At 41.3% G+C, this 16,294-nt stretch carries 15 protein-coding genes and 4 tRNA genes; 12 read left to right on the top strand and 7 right to left on the bottom strand.

Annotated elements, in window-relative coordinates:
- Positions 1-43 precede the first annotated feature (43 nt).
- Genes L641_RS0114315 through L641_RS0114305 form a run of 3 tightly spaced genes read right to left on the bottom strand, consistent with a single transcriptional unit; the run spans position 44 to position 1,883 of the window.
- Positions 44-586, bottom strand: coding sequence for an acireductone dioxygenase (locus tag L641_RS0114315; protein WP_008108531.1), 543 nt, complete (start codon positions 584-586; stop codon positions 44-46).
- Positions 583-1,269 carry an acireductone synthase gene (gene mtnC, locus L641_RS0114310; protein ID WP_008108529.1) on the bottom strand — a complete coding sequence of 229 codons (687 nt, stop codon included), beginning with the start codon at positions 1,267-1,269 and terminating at the stop codon, positions 583-585. The genes L641_RS0114315 and mtnC overlap by 4 nt, the downstream gene beginning before the upstream one ends.
- Positions 1,266-1,883 (bottom strand): methylthioribulose 1-phosphate dehydratase, encoded by a 618-nt coding sequence (locus L641_RS0114305; RefSeq protein WP_008108527.1) that lies wholly within the window; start codon positions 1,881-1,883, stop codon positions 1,266-1,268. Before L641_RS0114305 ends, mtnC begins: the two co-directional genes overlap by 4 nt.
- Before the next feature lie 107 nt (positions 1,884-1,990).
- On the opposite strand from L641_RS0114305, the gene L641_RS0114300 reads away from it, so the two are divergent.
- From L641_RS0114300 to L641_RS0114290, 3 genes are read left to right on the top strand one after another with little or no spacing between them, the layout of a single operon-like run.
- Positions 1,991-3,133: a methionine aminotransferase gene (locus L641_RS0114300; protein WP_024602241.1), complete on the top strand. Its 1,143-nt coding sequence runs from the start codon at positions 1,991-1,993 to the stop codon at positions 3,131-3,133.
- A complete protein-coding gene (locus L641_RS0114295; RefSeq protein ID WP_008108524.1) occupies positions 3,121-3,894 on the top strand; it encodes an amidohydrolase in 774 nt (257 codons plus the stop codon). Before L641_RS0114300 ends, L641_RS0114295 begins: the two co-directional genes overlap by 13 nt.
- A gap of 58 nt (positions 3,895-3,952) precedes the next feature.
- Positions 3,953-5,377 carry a mannose-1-phosphate guanylyltransferase/mannose-6-phosphate isomerase gene (locus L641_RS0114290; protein WP_024602240.1) on the top strand — a complete coding sequence of 475 codons (1,425 nt, stop codon included), beginning with the start codon at positions 3,953-3,955 and terminating at the stop codon, positions 5,375-5,377.
- 124 nt (positions 5,378-5,501) lie between these two features.
- On the opposite strand, the gene L641_RS0114285 is transcribed toward L641_RS0114290, so the two are convergent.
- From L641_RS0114285 to L641_RS0114275, 3 genes are all read right to left on the bottom strand, one after another.
- Positions 5,502-7,658, bottom strand: a complete 2,157-nt coding sequence (locus L641_RS0114285; protein WP_024602239.1) for a response regulator — start codon at positions 7,656-7,658, stop codon at positions 5,502-5,504.
- Positions 7,659-7,738: 80 nt separating this feature from the next.
- The gene (locus L641_RS0114280) at positions 7,739-8,395 is read right to left on the bottom strand and encodes a response regulator transcription factor (protein WP_008108518.1); all 657 of its coding nucleotides are present in this window, start codon (positions 8,393-8,395) and stop codon (positions 7,739-7,741) included.
- Between the two features lie 213 nt (positions 8,396-8,608).
- Positions 8,609-8,980, bottom strand: a complete 372-nt coding sequence (locus L641_RS0114275) for a histidine triad nucleotide-binding protein (protein ID WP_013466185.1) — start codon at positions 8,978-8,980, stop codon at positions 8,609-8,611.
- 92 nt (positions 8,981-9,072) lie between these two features.
- Here L641_RS0114275 and L641_RS0114270 point away from each other — a divergent pair, with 92 nt between their 5' ends.
- Positions 9,073-9,675 carry a DUF2057 domain-containing protein gene (locus L641_RS0114270; protein WP_024602238.1) on the top strand — a complete coding sequence of 201 codons (603 nt, stop codon included), beginning with the start codon at positions 9,073-9,075 and terminating at the stop codon, positions 9,673-9,675.
- Positions 9,676-9,732: 57 nt separating this feature from the next.
- Here L641_RS0114270 and L641_RS0114265 read toward each other — a convergent pair whose 3' ends face one another.
- Positions 9,733-11,574 carry a M1 family metallopeptidase gene (locus L641_RS0114265; protein ID WP_024602237.1) on the bottom strand — a complete coding sequence of 614 codons (1,842 nt, stop codon included), beginning with the start codon at positions 11,572-11,574 and terminating at the stop codon, positions 9,733-9,735.
- Positions 11,575-11,716: 142 nt separating this feature from the next.
- Between L641_RS0114265 and murB the strand changes: the two genes are divergently transcribed.
- The 8 genes from murB (at position 11,717) to tuf (ending at position 16,264) form a co-directional block, all read left to right on the top strand.
- A complete protein-coding gene (gene murB / locus L641_RS0114260) occupies positions 11,717-12,727 on the top strand; it encodes a UDP-N-acetylmuramate dehydrogenase (RefSeq protein ID WP_024602236.1) in 1,011 nt (336 codons plus the stop codon).
- A complete protein-coding gene (gene birA, locus L641_RS0114255) occupies positions 12,724-13,716 on the top strand; it encodes a bifunctional biotin--[acetyl-CoA-carboxylase] ligase/biotin operon repressor BirA (protein ID WP_024602235.1) in 993 nt (330 codons plus the stop codon). The genes murB and birA overlap by 4 nt, the downstream gene beginning before the upstream one ends.
- The gene (locus L641_RS0114250; RefSeq protein WP_024602234.1) at positions 13,713-14,411 is read left to right on the top strand and encodes a type III pantothenate kinase; all 699 of its coding nucleotides are present in this window, start codon (positions 13,713-13,715) and stop codon (positions 14,409-14,411) included. The genes birA and L641_RS0114250 overlap by 4 nt, the downstream gene beginning before the upstream one ends.
- Before the next feature lie 126 nt (positions 14,412-14,537).
- Positions 14,538-14,613: transfer RNA gene (locus L641_RS0114245), tRNA-Thr, on the top strand.
- Positions 14,614-14,652: 39 nt separating this feature from the next.
- A tRNA-Tyr gene (locus tag L641_RS0114240) sits at positions 14,653-14,737 on the top strand.
- A gap of 46 nt (positions 14,738-14,783) precedes the next feature.
- Positions 14,784-14,858: transfer RNA gene (locus L641_RS0114235), tRNA-Gly, on the top strand.
- A 10-nt stretch (positions 14,859-14,868) separates the two neighbouring features.
- Positions 14,869-14,944, top strand: a tRNA-Thr gene (locus L641_RS0114230).
- A gap of 135 nt (positions 14,945-15,079) precedes the next feature.
- Positions 15,080-16,264 (top strand): elongation factor Tu, encoded by a 1,185-nt coding sequence (tuf, locus tag L641_RS0114225; protein ID WP_013463851.1) that lies wholly within the window; start codon positions 15,080-15,082, stop codon positions 16,262-16,264.
- Positions 16,265-16,294 lie beyond the last annotated feature (30 nt).

Genomic DNA, 16,294 nt, shown 5'->3' with positions numbered 1-16,294 from the left:
ACGTTATGTTTATTAGTGTGGACCAGGGTTTTGAATGATTAAATTACGGTAATAATGGAAATTGCTCTGCAATCGGTGATTCCGTGCTTTGTGCTACCCAACCTTCTGTATTGTTAAATAGACGAATAGCGGTAAATTCTGGGTCGCTACCCATATCAAACCAATGAGGGGTAAGCTTAGGTACTGAGATCAAATCGCCTTGTTGACAAAGTACTTGGTACACTTTACTGCCAATGTGTAAGCAAAATAACCCTTGGCCTTTGACAAAAAAGCGTACTTCGTCTTCGCTGTGAGTGTGTTCAAATAAAAATTTTTTGCGCAATTCTGCAGCATCAGGGTTGCCTTTAACCAGCGATATAACGTCAACAGTTTGATAGCCGCCTTGCTGTTTTAAGCGTTCAATATCGCCGTTGTAGGCAGTTAAAATATCATCATTGCTGGTGCTTTCAGTAATCTCGGTATTTGCCTGCCATTGCTCAAAACGCACATTAACCTTAGCAAGTTCAGCGGTAATACGTTGAACGTCGCTACTGGTCAGCAGTGCATTATTGGCGTCAGAATCTGCAAAAATAGTGAGTTGGCTCATGCTAAATGCTCCGCTTTAAATTGGCTAAAATCGTTAATGTAGTTGTGCTTTGATGAGCTTTCTTGCCCATCGCGAATTAAATGTAAAGTTTTAAGCCCAGTGGTTTTTGCAGCATCAAGCTCTGCAACTACATCACTTAAAAACAATACTTCGTCTGGGTTAAAAGGCAATTGCGTTATTATGTTTTCATAGGCGCTTGGCGCTTGTTTAGCGCCTACTTTGGTATCAAAGTAATCACTAAATAGTGAGCGAATATCGCCAAAGTCAGAATACTGAAAAATTAAATGCTGTGCTTTCACAGAGCCCGACGAATAAACGTATAACTGTTGGCCAGCTTGCTTTTGTTGTTGTAAAAATTGATAAGCATCTGGGTATAAGTGACCAGTAAAATCACCGTTTTCATAGCCTGTTTGCCAAATTAAACCTTGTAATTGCTTAAGTGGCGTTATTTTTTTATCTTCTTCAATCCAAGTAAGTAAAGTGCTAATAACGGTGTCGATATCGGCATTAGGCTCGTTAATTTCAGCTTTTACAGCGCTAATTTGTTCTGCTACTTCAGGCTGTTCTGTGTGACCGCGCACAAATGCAGGCAGTTGTTGTGCGGCATAAGGAAATAGCACATCTTTTACAAACGAAATACGCGTAATAGTGCCTTCAATATCAGTTAGCAATGCTTTGATCATAGTGCGGTTCCTGTTATTTTTAAGCGTTCTAGCTCGCAACTAAATAAAAACTCTAATGCCTCTAAATGGCGGCGAACTTCATCAATGTTACGGCCAACAGCATATAAACCATGACCTCTGATCAATACGGCATGCTTAATTGGTGAGTGTAAGTGATGGTCGCTCACAAGTAGGCTTAAACGGTCTATATCTTGATCGTTATCGAAAATAGGGATGGCCAGTGATTCTAAGTGCGATGTAATACCGCTGAGCGCTTTTTGCATCTCGTAGCCGATTAGTTCAAGCTGATGGCGTTGAATAATATTTGAAAGTACAGTTGCCGCTACCGAGTGAGTATGCAAAACATATTGCGCGTCAGGAATAAGTTGATACAAGCTCAAATGCAGTTGTGTTTCGGCTGAGGGTTTTATTGCCCCTGCAACACGCTCACCTAAATGATTTAATTGTAGAAAATGCTCAGGCATTAACGCGCCTTTGTCCTGGCCACTGGCTGTGACTACAAAGCCCGTACTGGTGCGAGCTGAAAAGTTTCCACCTGTTGCGGGTACCCAACCTTTTTGACTGACCCATTTTCCGGCTTCAATAAGTTCTGAAATAGCGGTATTGTTTTGCATACATTCCTCACTAATGAGCATAAAGCTATTTGTTTTAGACGGCTATACTTCTGTTTTAAGCAATGATAGCATCGCTTTGGGCGTAAAACCATCATTAAGGGTAACCAGTGTTTGAAAGTAAATTGCCAAATTTAGGCACCAGTATTTTTAGTCAAATGACTGCTTTAGCAAATCAATTCGAAGCGATTAATTTATCGCAGGGTTTTCCTGAGTTTGATGCGCCTGAGCTACTTAAAAAACAGCTTAATCATTATGTGCTTGAAGGAGTTAATCAATATTCACCTTCATCTGGTGTACCGCGCCTGCAGCAACAAATTGCCCAGTTAGCAAAACGAAAATATGCGGTTGAAATAGATGCCGCGCAGCAAGTAACTGTAACCTCAGGGGCAACCGAGGCGCTGTTTGTTGCAATTCAAGCGCTAGTGCGCGAAGGTGATGAAGTCATTGTATTTGACCCCGCTTATGACTCATACCAGCCAGCGATTGAATTGGCCGGTGGTAAGTCAGTTAATATTGCTCTGCATGCTCCGAGTTATGTAATTGACTGGCAAACGGTGGCTGCGGCTATTAATAGCAAAACGCGGGCTATTATTATCAACACTCCACATAACCCAAGTGGTAAAACGTTAAAACAGCACGATATTAATGCTCTAAAAGCCTTAGTCATCGAGCATGATTTATACCTGATAAGTGATGAAGTATACGAGCATATTACTTTTGATAAGCAACCACATTTAAGTGTGTTACGAGATGAGGAATTGTTTGCTCGCAGCTTTGTGATCTCAAGCTTTGGTAAAACCTTTCATAGCACCGGTTGGAAAATGGGCTACTGTATTGCGCCTACTGATTTATGCGAAGAATTTCGAAAGATTCATCAGTATGTTACTTTTTCAAGCTTTACGCCTGCACAACATGCATTAGCCGATATGTTAGAACAGCAAGGTGAGCATGTGGATGCGCTAAGTGAGTTTTATCAACAAAAACGCGATGTGCTCAGTAATGCTCTACAAGATAGCCGCTTTAGCATTTTACCAAGTGAAGGCACCTACTTTTTACTGCTTGATTACAGTGATGTATCTGACTTAAATGACGTAGAATTTTGCCAATGGTTAGCAGAACAAGCAGGCGTTGTAGCCATTCCACTGAGCGTGTTTTATCAGCAACCAAGCAATGATAAAGTTATTCGTTTATGTTTTGCTAAAAATGATCAAACCTTAATAGAGGCAGCACATATTTTATGTCAACTTTAACCTTAGCATTATTACAAAGCTCGCTGCATTGGCTCGATAAAAAAGCCAATTTAGCTATGTTTGAAAAACAGCTTGCTAACGTCACCAATCAACCTGATTTAATTGTACTTCCTGAAACCTTTGCCACTGGATTTGCGGTTAACCTTGACTGTGGCGACGCTGAAAATGGCTCAGTACTGAGTTGGCTCAAGGCACAGGCGAAGCACTATAATGCGGTAATTGCAGGCTCAGTATTGGTAACCCAAGGAAGTAAAAAAGCGAATCGGTTTTACTGGGTACAACCAAATGGAGAAGTGAGCTACTACGATAAACGGCACTTATTTTGTTTAGGTAACGAAGGCGAGTTTGTAGTGGCAGGACAAGCGCGTGAAGTGTTTGAACTCAATGGGTTTAAAATATTGCCACAAGTATGCTACGACTTACGGTTTCCGGTGTTTCAGCGCAATAACAATGACTACGACGTGATGATAAATATTGCCAATTGGCCAGCAGCAAGGCGCAATGTATGGGACACTTTATTAATGGCACGAGCAATGGAAAACCTATGCTACGTGGTTGGCGTAAACCGGGTTGGTGAAGATGGCAATGGTATTGCCCACAGTGGTGGAACTGCAGTGTATGACTTTAAAGGTGAGCCACTGATTAAAGCGAATGACGACCAGCAAGCACTACTAACAATCACGTTAAATAAAGCGCCGCTTGATGAGTTTAGAGCTAAATTTCCAGCACATTTAGATGCCGATGCTTTTACATTGGTATAAATTAGCGCCCAGCCGATAAAGTGCTAAAATAGCCGCTGATATTTTTATTGGCGGCTTTATGAATACAACCCTTATTACACCGGTAATTTTAGCTGGCGGTATTGGCACACGGCTTTGGCCGCTGTCGCGCCAAGCAATGCCAAAGCAGTTTTTATCTTTGCTTGATAATAAAAACCAGCAGTCGTTATTGCAAAGCACGTTAGTGCGTGTTGCAACTGAGGGCTTTAATCCCGCTATTTTGGTCTGTAATGAGCAGCATCGATTTATTGCCGCGCAGCAGGCAGCATTTGCAAAGCCCCATGCCATAGTACTTGAGCCAGAAGGCAAAAATACCGCACCAGCCATTGCCCTTGCCGCGCACTATGCATTAAAAAATAATATTACAGGTCCTTTGTTGGTGATGCCTGCCGATCATTATATTGAAGATTTTACGCCATTAACTGCTCAGTTATCTGATGCGGTGACACTGGCTGAGCAAGGTAAATTAGTTACATTTTCAATTACGCCAACAGAGCCGCATACCGGTTATGGCTATATCAAACAGGGCACAGCAATTATAGGTACTGCTTGCTTTGAGGTAGACCAGTTTAAAGAAAAACCTGATTTAGCAACTGCATCAACCTATTTAACTGAGGGCGGTTATAGTTGGAACAGTGGCATGTTTTTATTTACTCCCGCTGCATATCTAAAAGAGCTGGAACGCTTTGCGCCAAAAATAGCTAAAAGTGTTGCTAGTGCCACTGATTTTAAACAAGACTTAGCGTTTACAAGAGCAAATACTCATGCACTTGAATCTTGCCCAAGTGACTCGATTGACTACGCTATTTTAGAGCGCAGTAATAATGTGGTGGTAATGCCCGTTGCGTTAAAGTGGAGCGATGTGGGCAGTTTTTCTGCACTGGCAACGCTAAGTAAAAAAGAGCCACAAGGTAATAGCCCACACCAAGAACATATCGCCCAAAACAGTGGTAACAACTTAGTTATTAGCGAAGATAGACACACAATAGCGACGTTAGGAGTAAGCGATTTAGCAATTATTCATACCCACGACGCCACTTTAATTGCTGATCAAAATGCGCTTGATGCCCTCCCGTTATTGCTCAAGCAACTGGCATCAACACATAACAACAAACTGACACACCATCAGGTGGTTTACCGCCCTTGGGGAAATTATCGTACGCTGGTAGAAAGTATCGGTTTTAAAGTAAAAAAAATAACCGTTAATAGTGGGGCCAGGCTCTCAACGCAGCGTCATCAGCATCGCGCTGAGCATTGGGTGGTAGTATCAGGCACTGCAGATATATGTATTGACCAGCAAAGCTTAACGCTGACCCACGACCAATCTTGTTATATTGCAGCAAAACAGCTGCACAGTTTAGCGAATAATCAGCCCGAGCCCTTAATTGTGATTGAAGTGCAAACGGGCGCTATATTAGATGAAAGCGATATAGAGCGATTTGACGATATATACGGCAGAAAATAACAGTATAAATAGTGAAAATACTTGATTATTTGTCACAGTAGTAAAACTGGTTAGCCCGTAGCCCGTAGCCCGTAGCCCGTAGCCCGTAGCCCGTAGCCCGTAGCCCGTAGCCCGTAGCCCGTTTTTACCCTAGTCCTTGCCGCACATACTTTAAATACGCCTCTAAACTGTGTTGCCACAGTGTGCTGGCTTCATTTAACGAGTTATTTAATGGCTTTTTATCAAGTAAGCGTCGCTCAATTTTTTTTAGAGCTAGTCCATAGCTATTAAAACCAAGTTGCATAGCGGTGCTAGCTTGGCGATGTAATAACTTAATGCATTGCTCGGGGTCTTGCTCTAATAAAGCTTGGCAACGGCTCAGCTTATTACGAGCAGAAAGAATAAATTCATTATAGATAGAAGACACTTCATCAATACTAAAAGAGCTTGTAAGGGTCTCTGTTGCGGTTTCATCGTATAACGTATCAATCAGCTCGATGGCAATATTAGCTGTTTGTGTTGACTGTGAATCACTCAGTGCTTGGCGTAGTTTCTCTTGCTTTAATGGCTTGCCAACAATGTCTTTAATACCCAGTGCTAAGTATTCTTTTATTTCATCAGGGCTCAAACTGGCAGTAAAGGCCAGCACCGGCGTTCGCTGATTTTTATGCTCCACCCGTTTGAGAGTTTTTAGTACCTGTTGCCCTGTTAAATCGGGTAAGTTCATATCAAGTAACACCACATCAAAGTGATATTTTTTCATCAATTCAATCGCACTTTTGCCATCTTTAGCGAGCTTAATTTTATGCTCGTCGTCTGCCATAAATTCAACGGCAATTTTTTGGTTCAGATCTAAATCTTCAACAAGTAATACATCAAGCCCAGTTAAATAATCCTTACTTTGGTGGCGTTGCTCTACAAGGCTAAGTTCACCAATGGCTAACGTCATGTTAAAGCTAAAGACACTGCCTACTCCCAGCTCACTGGTAATTTCTAGCTGGCTATTAATTTTATCGAGAAGGCGACTAGTTATAGCAAGTCCTAGGCCTGTTCCGCCTTTTTCTTTACCTGCACTGCTTTGAATGTAGGGCTCAGTTAAATAATCAATTTCATCTTTTTCAATACCAGGGCCTGAATCGAGTACACTTACTTTAAGGGTATGATCTAGCTGGGTTTCATTAATTAAGTCTATTTGTACTTTTACCATACCCGTATCGGTAAATTTAATCGCATTACCTACAAGGTTAATAATAATTTGTCTGAGCTTTTGTTGGTCGCAGTAGTAACAGGCTTTATCGGGGATGTTACAGGCGAGCTCAAATTTAAGTTGTTTTTGTTCGGCCAGAGGGCTTAACAGCAGGCATAAGTTTTGCAGCCACGTTTTAAACTCTATGTCTTCTTCGTACAGGGCTTCGTCGTGCTGATCTAAGCTTGCGTATTCCAGCACTTTATCTACCAGTAAGTTGAGTGACTCTGCTGAGTTGATAATGGCCTCACAATAAGCTTTGTTTCGGCTGTCGCTGGTTTGGTTTAATACTAGTTGTGCACTGCCTAATATGCCGTTTAGTGGTGTGCGTATTTCATGGCTGATGGTGGATAAAAACAGTCCGCGAATTTCTAAATCTTTATGAGCTTTTTCAGTGAGTTTATTAAGTCGTAATTCCCTGCGCTCATTACATAACAACGCCACACCTGCAGCATAGAACATGGGGGCAATAACACTATTTAAAAATAACAGTGAGTTAAACCATGAATTTAAAATGGCATCCTGTTGTGCAATGTCATCCATAAATAGGCTTCGGGTAATAAAACTTGCTGCAACTAAAGTTAAAATAATTATGTAAACAATACTGGCGTTAGGGTAGGGTTTTCGCGCATATTTTATAAATATAAATAATAAAAAAGTGGCCTCTACAATATGCTGCAGATCAGAAATATATACCCGTGAGCGCATTGAGGGCTGTAAAAATGTGAAATAAACAAGCAGCAAAGCGCTGAGCGCTGTAAATAGGCAAACAAACTTAAGGCCACGACCATGATAATTTAAAAATTGACTCAGTGACAAACAATGCACAATAGAGGCTAAAAACATCATGTTATTAGCAAGGGTAATGGCAATCTGATCAGGAATTTTGCCTATTAGCGCAAAACTAACAATGGCAGCTAATAGCAGTAAAGGATAGAAAATATAAAGTAACGTGCCGGGAACATGCTTATTGGTACGCCAGGTTAAAAAGTTCAGTAGCGTCATCACTGTTATAACGGCGATACTGGCAAAATAAAGCGTAAATGAGTCGAGCATTAAGACCCCAACAGCGTTTTTTAAAGAAGATATAAAAACAGGCACTTAAAGTGCCTGTATGGTATTTATTCAAACAAACGTTAACGAATTTCGTCAGGAATGTTTTGTTGTGCCCAAGAAAGTAATTCAATACGGTTACGACATTTAGTTTTTCTAAATGCACTGTATAAATGAGTTTTAACCGTATGCGGGCTAATACTTAACTCTTCAGCAATTTCTTTATTTTTAGAGCCATTACTCATTAACGAGATAATTGCTTTTTCACGCTTCGTTAGCTTTATTGGTTCAATATCACCATCAGTTAGCTTATGCAGCGCATCTTTATTAAATTGCAGCATGCGGTTAAGCGCATTACACATAATGTCACGACGATACCAAAGCTGATCTTCGAGTAATAAACGAATCCCTTTCATGAGTACATCGGCATTATCTGTGGTGTAAAATACACCACGAATACCGCTAAGTAATGCGCGATTAGCAAGCTCTGGGTTTTCATCTAAATTGAACAACACAATATCGCACTTGATGCGTAAATTAACGAGTTGCTCTTTTAGCTTTGTCCATGCGTCTTTACTTGATGTTTCAATGAACAATAAGCGAGTACCTACCGGAACATCTAAAATATTTGTACCCGTAGTTACGTCAAGGCCTTGCGTTTTTAACAATGGCTCTAAAACGTTAATACCAATAGTGTTAATTGGTTCTTCATCTAACAACAAAAAGGCTGAACTGCTCATGTTTTTTTACTCTTTTATAAAGCTGGCTAATTAATTTTACCACAATCCCTACACACCTTTTGTATTAGAAAATCATTATTTCACTGGAGAAAAGGTGCGATTTCCGATTATTTAAACATAAAATGTTGCAAATAAGTAATTGTTTTTTTTCGTGTAGTAAGAAAAACGCCGTATTTTTGATTTTTTTAAACTAATCTAAGATTTAACTAAGCACTATAGCGCCGTTTTTTTAGTTTCTTGGTATGGAGGCCAGCCCATTTCTTTACCTGCGAGCATATGTAAATGTATGTGATACACAGTTTGGCCACCATGTTCATTACAGTTCATCACAACGCGGTAGCCGTCATCGCTAAAGTTGTGTTGCTTGGCCAGTTTTGCGGCGACCGTGTATAAATTACCAACTAAATGTGAGTTTTCATTATTTATATCATTTATAGTGGCAATTGGTTGCTTGGGAATAATTAATACATGAAATGGCGCTTGAGGATTAATGTCTTTAAACGCTAGCGTGTCATCGTCTTCGTAAATAATATCTGCTGGAATTTCGCGATTAATAATTTTAGTAAAAATAGTCTCTTGGCTCATAATGATGACTCTAATTTATTTGATTAATATATGTGTCACTAATGACAAATTTTGCTAGCAGTGTCAAACTGAAATCAACTAAAGGAGTAATTATGCGTAAATCAATATTATTAGGCAGTGTAGCGGCGCTCTTAGTGAGTGCATCGAGTTTGGCAGAAAATATTCACTTTCCTGAGGAATTTGTTCCTTTGCAAGTGGGTGAACGAATAATTGAAAGTTCGCTTTTTAGTCGTGTTGATGATGTTGAATTAGCACCGGGTACTTATCAGCTAAAACTTAAATACACAGATTTATATGACTTAGGTTATGACGATCATGAAGTGATTGAATCAGAACCTTTTTGGGTGAATGTAACCATTGAAGCGGGTAAAGATTACACCTTAGTATTTAATCGTGCTGAAAATGCGGTAGCGGCAAAAGTATTTGCTGAAGCACCGCAAGTGAGTTTAAAAGCAAAAGGCAGCACCTTAGCTAAGCCATTAAATGTGATAGCTGAACGACAAGTTCAAAGCGCACAGTTTAAACAGCAAACAACAGCAATCCCAGCGGGCCCGCAAAAACCGAGTCGTCCCATTAAACCGATTACGCCAATTAATGGAAAAGGCATGCCAAGTGCGGCAAATATGCTCGACTTTTGGTGGCAACAAGCAACGCTCGCTGAAAGGCAGGCTTTTTTAGATAAAGTAACAAAATAATTAAGCATTAAAAAAGGGCCAAATTGGCCCTTTTTAGTTTATTGGTAACGCTATTATTTATTCAAATAACGCGTCAATGGTACCTTGTGCAAGTGGGTGATAACCCGGACGTGCTTTTAAGTACACGCTTTGTGCCCAGTCTTTTTTACCATGTGTAATAAGTGCTTTGTAAAGTGGCACTATTAGCTTACGACGACCAATACCCGATAAGTGTTTATCAAGCGCAGGGTAAATCGGTTTGTAACCGTTACCCACTGCTAGCATGTACCATGCAAATGCGCGTTCTGCGTTAGTTGATTGGGTTAAGTTAAACTCGCCGTCTAATTCAGTCATTTTTTCAATGCTTAAATCGCGCGGTAGGTTATTTAAAAAGTGCAGCCACTCATGCACTGTCCAATTTGCAGTAGGTAATTGTGCGGCAGTTGTATCCCCCTTTAACCATGCTTGTGTTGCAGCATCTACTTTATCGAACGCATCAGAGGTAGGGTTAGGTGCATCACTTGGTAAACCAGGCTCAAAAATCCACTCGTTCACTTTATCCATGCTCACTACACCAGGGTACTTTTCAATTAAGTTAGCTTTGATATAAGTCACAAATTGCGCAGTGGTTAGCGATTTAAACGCAAATTCATTAAAGTAAGTTTTAACAAAGTTATCAAACTTATCACGGCCATATTTTTCTTCTAGGTAGATTAAAAATAGCTGACCCTTTGTGTAAGGCACTGAGCTAAACGCATCATCCGGATCGCGGCCATTAAGTTTTAAATTAAGGCGAGTGTCTGGTGCATCAATGGTTTTAAGTTGCGCACGTAGGCCAGCTGCATCAAGCGCTTGCTCCATTACTGCACGGTCGCGACCAAATACTTCTTCCATAATGCGGTTTTCAACGTAAGAGGTAAATCCTTCGTTTAACCATAAGTCTTCCCATGTGGCATTGGTTACTAGGTTACCAGACCAAGAGTGAGCAAGCTCATGTGCAATCAGGTTAACGAGGCTTTTATCGCCAGCAACAACGGTTGGGGTAATAAATGATAGACGCGGGTTTTCCATGCCACCAAATGGGAAGCTAGGCGGTAGCATAAGTAAGTCATAGCGACCCCAAGCATATTCACCATACATCGCATTGGTTTTGTCGATCATCGCTTGGGTGTCATTAAATTCAGCAACTGAGGCATCCAAAATAGTCGGTTCAGCAAAAATACCGGTTTGTTTAGACATCGCTTTAAATTCTAAGTTACCAGCACCAATCGCAATTAAGTAAGGCGAAATTGCTTGTGGCATATTGAAGTGGTAATCACCGTCTTTATAAAGGGCATCTTTATTATCGGCACTCATTACCGCACGCACATCTTCAGGGGTATGAATACGTGCAGAATAAGTCACACGCATTGCCGGTGTATCTTGCACAGGGATCCAACTACGTGCATGTATCGCTTGCGATTGACTATACATAAACGGGTGCGTTTTACTGGCTGTTTGCTCTGGCGTTAACCACTGTAAGCCCGACGCTTCTGGGCGACTGTTGTAGTAAATACGGACTTTTTCAGCTTGGCTTTTAAATGTAATGGTTAGTTTTGAGCCTTTAACATCGTCGCGATTAGCAAGGTTAAAACTGGCTTTATGCCAATTGCCATTGGCTGTTTGATACATCACTTTATCAATATCAAGATCGCGGGTATCAAGTACTAGCTTTGTGCTTTTCGCGTTTTGCCATTGTAGCGTATGCTCAACAAAACCTTCTAATTGCTTGTCGGCAAAGTCGATGTCTAAATCAAGGTTTAAATGCGTGGTGATAACATCATCAAGGTTGGCGTAGGAATTTTGATCAATAGCGCTAGCCATTGCTTGCGAGCACATACCGGCCATAGCGAGGCTTAAAAAAAGAGGTTTGATTTTCATAATTACCTTGAGTACAAATAAAAAAGTACCCGTTTTATAACATGATTGCCACAGTGGGTTGAACAATTTTTACAAGCTGATGCGCAATTTGCGACGATGAGTTAAACTAGAGCGATTAATTACTGGTACCTTTAGGACCCTTGTGGCGCACTCATTACAACCCCTACATACATTTGCATTAAGTAGCCAATGCCAAAATTTTATTGAGATCACCGACTCAGCGCAGCTTCAAACTCAGAGCTTTAACGCGCCTTTTTGTCTGTTAGGGGAGGGCAGTAATACCATTTTTTTAAATGATTATGCTGGCACGGTTATTAAAATGGCGACCCAAGGAATTAATATTACTGAACGGGAAAATGATTTTTTAGTCAGTGCGGCTGCCGGTGAAAATTGGCATCAATTAGTGACTTACTTGCTTGAGCAAAGCATAGCAGGGTTTGAAAATTTAGCACTCATACCTGGCACAGTCGGTGCTGCGCCAGTGCAAAATATTGGTGCCTACGGTGTAGAAATAGCACAATTTATAGAAGCTGTTGACTATTTTGATATTAATAGCAACTGCTTCAAATCTTTAACTAATCAGCAATGCCACTTTGCTTATCGTGAATCGGTTTTTAAACACGCGTTAAAAAATAAAGCGGTGATCACCCAAGCGCACTTTAAACTGCCAAAAATATGGCAACCAGTACTCAGTTATGGGCCGCTTCAACAACTAAAAAATCCGACGCCACAGCAAGTATGTGAGCAGGTGATACAAACACGCAATAGCAAACTCCCAGACCCTTATAAACTAGCTAATGCTGGGAGTTTTTTTAAAAACCCAATTATTACGAATGCTGCGTTAGTGCCGTTACTTGCGCAGTTTCCTGAGTTACCTCATTACCCACACGGAGCCGGTCATCATAAAGTCGCAGCGGGATGGTTAATAGAGCAAGCGGGATTAAAGGGATATAAGATTGCCGGTATTGAAGTGCATCAGCAGCAAGCTTTGGTGCTCGTTAACCATGGTCACAGTACAGGGGATGATTTGATCAGCATGATCACCCATATTCAAAACACTGTTTTAGCGCGCTATAACATAAGCTTAGAACACGAAGTGCGGTTAATTGATCAACACAATGAATGCCATATCTCTTTGGAGCAATCAGCATGAAAGCACCTGATGGAAACAAGCTGGCTATTTTAAATGCGCTTAATAAAGGCGGGTTTGTCTCTGGGCAAGCTTTAGGAGAGGAATTAGGGATTAGTCGTGCCGCTGTTAGTAAACACATTCAAAGCCTACAAGCTATGGGCTTAGATGTATTTAAAGTTACAGGTAAAGGCTATTGCTTAAATAACCAAGTAGGGTTACTTAATCAGGAAAAAATACAACAGCTTTATGCTGAGTTAGGGCAAAATACCGCTAATATTGAAGTGCAGCCGCTCATTGATTCAACCAACAGCGAACTAATGCGCCGCATTCAGGCTAAAACACCACTTCAGTCGGGCACGGTAATCGTTGCCGAAATGCAGCAAGCAGGTCGGGGGCGTCGAGGGCGTGTATGGCAATCGCCATTTGGTGCCAACTTATACTACAGCTATTTTTGGCGATTAGATGATGGTTTACAAGCCGCTATGGGTGTATCGATTGCGGTTGGTTTAGCGGTGTATGATGCGATAAAAGCACTTTATGGTATTGATGTAGAGTTAAAGTGGCCAAACGACATTTACATAAACAAACAAAAGCTCGCTGGCGTATTAGTTGAATTAGACGGGCAACCACAAGGGCCCTGTCAGTTGGTGATAGGAATTGGTATTAATTTAAATATGCCACAAAGTGCAAGTCAGCACATTGACCAAGCATGGACAGATTTAAGTCAGCACACCCAGCAGCTAGATAAAAATCAATTAGTAGCTTCATTAACTTATTGGTTAGAGCAGCGCTTAGCGCAATATCGCGAGAACGGCTTACAAACTATGTATCAACAATGGAATGCATTAAATGCGTTTGCAGGCGAGCAGGTAGAGCTTAATACTGGGCATCGTAGTTGGCGTGGCATTTGTGAAGGTATAGATGCGCACGGTGGTGTACGTATTCGCCAAGACGGCGAAGTAAAAAGTTATTATGGCGGCGAGATTTCATTAAGAAAGGCGCAAGCATGAGATTGTTAATTGATGTAGGTAATACTTCACTCAAAGCCGTATTGTGGGAAAACGGGCAAATACAGCCATGTGATATTAATAATATTTCATGGCAGCAAATTACGGTTGTTATTTACGCTTGTGTTGGTCGTAGCGAGTTACTTAAACAATTATTAGCGCAAGCCAAAACGCATAATATTGATTGTTTTGAGGCTACGGTTAGTAGTGAGCTTGGTGGGTTGCGCTGCGCGTATCAGCAAGTAGGTAATTTGGGTATAGATAGATGGTTGGCGCTTATTAGCGGTTATACGCTTTACCCTAATACGGCTGCTATTGTTGTTGATGCTGGCACGGCTACTACTATAGACGTTCTCAATAATGATGGGCAGCATCTAGGAGGCTGGATATTACCTGGGCTTGATTTAATGACCTCATCACTCACTCAAAATACTCAGCGGGTATTTGATGATGCAAACACGCCATTTGCTAATGAGCTTGGAAAAAACACCCCTAATGGGTTAAAAAACGGAGCCTTAGTGGCAACTATGGGTGCCATTGAGCAAGCAAGATTGCATTTAAAGACAAAAAATAGCCTCTTAATTTTTGCGGGTGGTTATGGTCAGCTGTTACAAGGGCATTTTTCACAGAGTATTTTCGACCCAATGCTAGTAATGAAAGGCTTAAATTACTGGTATGAGTTAGCTAAAAAGAGTTAAAAACAACAAAAAAACAGCTTTTTGCGCGAATAGTGAGCATTTGAAGCATTAAATCACATTTTTTTTAATTTTTTGGTTGCATCCCAATAAACCTTACTCTAGAATCTCGCCCCGTACTAAAGCAGTGCCGACTTAGCTCAGCTGGTAGAGCAACTGACTTGTAATCAGTAGGTCAACCGTTCGACTCGGTTAGTCGGCACCACTTTCCTTTTACCGGAAGTGCTTAGTAAAGAATTATCGTGGAGGGGTTCCCGAGCGGCCAAAGGGATCAGACTGTAAATCTGACGGCTCAGCCTTCGCTGGTTCGAATCCAGCTCCCTCCACCACTTTATTCTAGACGGTTAGAGGTAGTTTAAGAACAGGTTCCTTAAAGCGGGCATCGTATAATGGCTATTACCTCAGCCTTCCAAGCTGATGATGCGGGTTCGATTCCCGCTGCCCGCTCCAATTTGATGATGCTGATATAGCTCAGTTGGTAGAGCGCACCCTTGGTAAGGGTGAGGTCGGCAGTTCAAATCTGCCTATCAGCACCAGTCAATCGAATCGCCTTAAACACTTCCTTTATCTGTCAGAAAAAACTATTTGAAATTTGAAAAAATTAACTTAATCTACCTATGGTGGATTATTTTCATATGTAATCTAGATACACAAAACTGATAGGTTCCGTCATGGCAAAAGAAAAGTTTGAACGCGTAAAACCGCACGTAAACGTTGGTACAATCGGCCACGTTGACCACGGTAAAACTACACTAACTGCAGCAATCACTAACGTACTTGCAAAAGTATACGGCGGTGTTGCTAAAGATTTCGCATCAATCGATAACGCTCCAGAAGAGCGCGAGCGTGGTATCACAATCTCAACTTCACACGTTGAGTACGATACGCCTACTCGTCACTACGCACACGTAGATTGTCCTGGTCACGCCGATTATGTTAAAAACATGATCACTGGTGCTGCTCAAATGGACGGCGCTATCTTAGTAGTTGCTGCGACTGACGGTCCTATGCCACAAACTCGTGAGCACATCCTACTTTCTCGCCAAGTTGGCGTTCCTTACATCGTTGTATTCATGAACAAATGTGACATGGTTGATGATGAAGAGCTACTTGAGCTAGTAGAAATGGAAGTTCGTGAACTTCTTTCTGAATACGACTTCCCAGGTGATGACTTACCACTAATTCAAGGTTCTGCACTTAAAGCACTTGAAGGCGAAGAGCAATGGGAAGCTAAAATCGTAGAGCTTGCAGAAGCACTAGATACTTACATTCCAGAGCCAGAGCGTGACATCGATAAGCCATTCATCATGCCTATCGAAGACGTTTTCTCAATCCAAGGTCGTGGTACTGTTGTAACTGGCCGTGTTGAAGCTGGTATCATCAACGTGAACGACGAAGTTGAAATCGTTGGTATCAAAGAGACGACTAAGTCTACTTGTACTGGTGTTGAGATGTTCCGTAAGCTTCTTGACGAAGGTCGTGCTGGTGAGAACATTGGTGCACTTTTACGTGGTACTAAGCGTGAAGACGTTGAACGTGGTCAAGTACTAGCTAAGCCTGGTTCAATCAAGCCACACACTACATTCACTTCAGAAGTATACGTACTTTCGAAAGATGAAGGTGGTCGTCATACTCCATTCTTCAAAGGTTACCGTCCACAGTTCTACTTCCGTACAACTGACGTAACAGGTGACGTACAGTTACCAGAAGGCGTAGAAATGGTAATGCCTGGTGATAACGTTAAGATGACTGTAACGCTAATCGCGCCAATCGCGATGGACGAAGGTCTTCGTTTCGCTATCCGTGAAGGTGGCCGTACTGTAGGTGCTGGTGTTGTAGCAACTATCGTAGAGTAATAATTAACGTTTAAGTTAATTGTTAGAAAA

It is taken from the genome of Pseudoalteromonas sp. TB41, from assembly GCF_000497975.1.
Classification (GTDB): Bacteria; Pseudomonadota; Gammaproteobacteria; order Enterobacterales; family Alteromonadaceae; genus Pseudoalteromonas; species Pseudoalteromonas tetraodonis.
The sequence above is the reverse complement of the archived record's forward strand: the minus strand, read 5'-3'. Positions and strand labels throughout refer to the sequence as shown.

Bases quoted from the DNA above. Each gene is read 5' to 3' on its own strand.
- L641_RS0114315 (WP_008108531.1), bottom strand. From the start codon at position 586: ATGAGCCAACTCACTATTTTTGCAGATTCTGACGCCAATAATGCACTG.
- mtnC (WP_008108529.1), bottom strand. From the start codon at position 1,269: ATGATCAAAGCATTGCTAACTGATATTGAAGGCACTATTACGCGTATT.
- L641_RS0114305 (WP_008108527.1), bottom strand. From the start codon at position 1,883: ATGCAAAACAATACCGCTATTTCAGAACTTATTGAAGCCGGAAAATGG.
- L641_RS0114295 (WP_008108524.1), top strand. From the start codon at position 3,121: ATGTCAACTTTAACCTTAGCATTATTACAAAGCTCGCTGCATTGGCTC.
- L641_RS0114290 (WP_024602240.1), top strand. From the start codon at position 3,953: ATGAATACAACCCTTATTACACCGGTAATTTTAGCTGGCGGTATTGGC.
- L641_RS0114285 (WP_024602239.1), bottom strand. From the start codon at position 7,658: ATGCTCGACTCATTTACGCTTTATTTTGCCAGTATCGCCGTTATAACA.
- L641_RS0114280 (WP_008108518.1), bottom strand. From the start codon at position 8,395: ATGAGCAGTTCAGCCTTTTTGTTGTTAGATGAAGAACCAATTAACACT.
- L641_RS0114275 (WP_013466185.1), bottom strand. From the start codon at position 8,980: ATGAGCCAAGAGACTATTTTTACTAAAATTATTAATCGCGAAATTCCA.
- L641_RS0114270 (WP_024602238.1), top strand. From the start codon at position 9,073: ATGCGTAAATCAATATTATTAGGCAGTGTAGCGGCGCTCTTAGTGAGT.
- L641_RS0114265 (WP_024602237.1), bottom strand. From the start codon at position 11,574: ATGAAAATCAAACCTCTTTTTTTAAGCCTCGCTATGGCCGGTATGTGC.
- birA (WP_024602235.1), top strand. From the start codon at position 12,724: ATGAAAGCACCTGATGGAAACAAGCTGGCTATTTTAAATGCGCTTAAT.
- L641_RS0114250 (WP_024602234.1), top strand. From the start codon at position 13,713: ATGAGATTGTTAATTGATGTAGGTAATACTTCACTCAAAGCCGTATTG.
- tuf (WP_013463851.1), top strand. From the start codon at position 15,080: ATGGCAAAAGAAAAGTTTGAACGCGTAAAACCGCACGTAAACGTTGGT.